This is a genomic window from Massilia sp. CT11-108 (assembly GCF_047302915.1).
GTDB classification, from domain to species: domain Bacteria; phylum Pseudomonadota; class Gammaproteobacteria; order Burkholderiales; family Burkholderiaceae_D; genus Telluria; species Telluria orientalis.
The window spans coordinates 1-1654 of the sequence record NZ_JBKYMO010000825.1; the positions used below are offsets into that span (position 1 = coordinate 1).

A 1654-nucleotide genomic window follows, 5' to 3' on the forward strand; every position below is an offset into this window, starting at 1 on the left:
GCACAGGGCCGGTCGCGCCGCAGCCAGGGCAACCAGCAGGACTCCGACCTGGCCAGCGGGCCGGGCGACAACGCGCAGCGCGGTGACCAGGGCAACCTCCAGAGCGGCAACCTCGACCAGGGCAACCAGTCGCAGTCCGACCTCGGCAGCGGGCCCGGCGACAATTCGCAACGGGGCAGCCGCGGCGGCGGCAACATGCAGAGCGGTGGCCAGGGCAGCCGGTCGGGCCGGAACCGGTTGACGCCGGACGATCTCGATACGGACGAGTCCCTCTAACACCATCACCGGCCCGTCCACCGGGCGGGCCTGTCCCGAAGCCATGATGTTGTGTTTACGCGTCACTCGGGGAAAGAGTTTCCACGCGGAATGATACAATCTTCCGTCCGTGCGCCTATGCCGGCTTCTTCCGCATCATCCCCGGTCTGACTGGAAACACATCATGAACGCGCCGGCCCTGCCCGCCTCCGCCGCCGACTACATCGCGCATATCGATCTTGCCTTCGAACTGATGGTCGTGCTGGACGCGTCCGGACGCATCGTGCGCGCCAACGCGGCGGCCGGGGACATCCTCGGCTACAGCCCGGTCGAGCTGGCGGGCCGTCCCGTGCGCGAGCTGCTGCATCCGGACGAGCGGGCCGCCATGGACACGCTCGCGGCCGACCTGCTGGCCGGCCGGCCGTGCCACGAGCGCGAACTGCGCTGGCGCCGCAAGGACGGCGCGACGATCTATCTGTCGCTGTCCGCGCGCTGGTCCGCGCACGCCAGGCTCGTGTACGCGAGCGCGCGCGACGTCACCGCGCACCGCGCGGCACGCGACGAACTGAAACGCTCGCGCGAGCGCATGCACGCCATGCTGGAGAGTATCGGCGACGCGTTCTTCGCCATCGACCGCGAGTGGCGCATCACGTACGCCAACCGCAAGGCCGGTGCGTTCATCGGCGTGGACGTGGCACCGAATGTCGGGCGCCACCTGCTCGAGGTCGCGCCCGCGCTCGAGGGCTCGGCCATCGTCGAGCACTACCGCCGCGCGCTGGCCAGCGGCGAATCCGGCTTCTTCGAAGCGTACTGGCAGCCGTCGGCGACGTGGGTCGAGGTACGCTGCTACCCGACGCCGGACGGGCTCTCGGTCTACTTCCATGACGTCACCGCCAAGCGCGTCGCGCTGGACGCCGTCCGCAAGAGCGAGCAGCGCTTCCGCAACCTGTTCCAGCAGGCCGGCGACAGCATCGTGATCGCCGACGCCGACCTGCGCATCATCGCCGCCAACGGCCGCGCGTGCGCCCGCTTCGGCTACACGGAAGACGAATTCAGCGGCCTGTCCGTGAGCGACATCGACGGCCACCACGCCTACACGCCGGGCCTGCTCGACAGCCTGCGCGGCGGCCAGACGCACCTGCTGCGCATGGCCAAGCGGAGAAAGGACGGCACCAGCTTCCCGGCCGAGGTGCACATCTCGCGCTTCGAGGACGGCGGCGAGGAATACTTCCAGGCCATCATCCGCGACCTGACGGAGCGCGAGGAAGCGGAGCGCCAGCTGCGCGCCAGCGAACGGCGCTTCCGCGAAGTCATCGAGATGACGCCGGCCGGCTACGTGCTGGCCAGCGCGGACGGCCGCGTCCTCGACGTCAACCCGGCCCTGTGCGCACTCGCGGGC

General features: G+C 70.1%; 2 protein-coding genes. Both read left to right on the plus strand.

Translation table 11 applies throughout. The features are described 5' to 3' along the window. A partial coding sequence (locus ACEN88_RS31115) for a hypothetical protein (RefSeq protein WP_413345950.1) occupies window positions 1-276 on the plus strand: 276 nt, incomplete at its 5' end. A 163-nt stretch (window positions 277-439) separates the two neighbouring features. Beyond that, window positions 440-1654, plus strand: a 1215-nt coding sequence (locus tag ACEN88_RS31120; protein WP_413345952.1) for a PAS domain S-box protein, incomplete at its 3' end; no start/stop codon positions are given.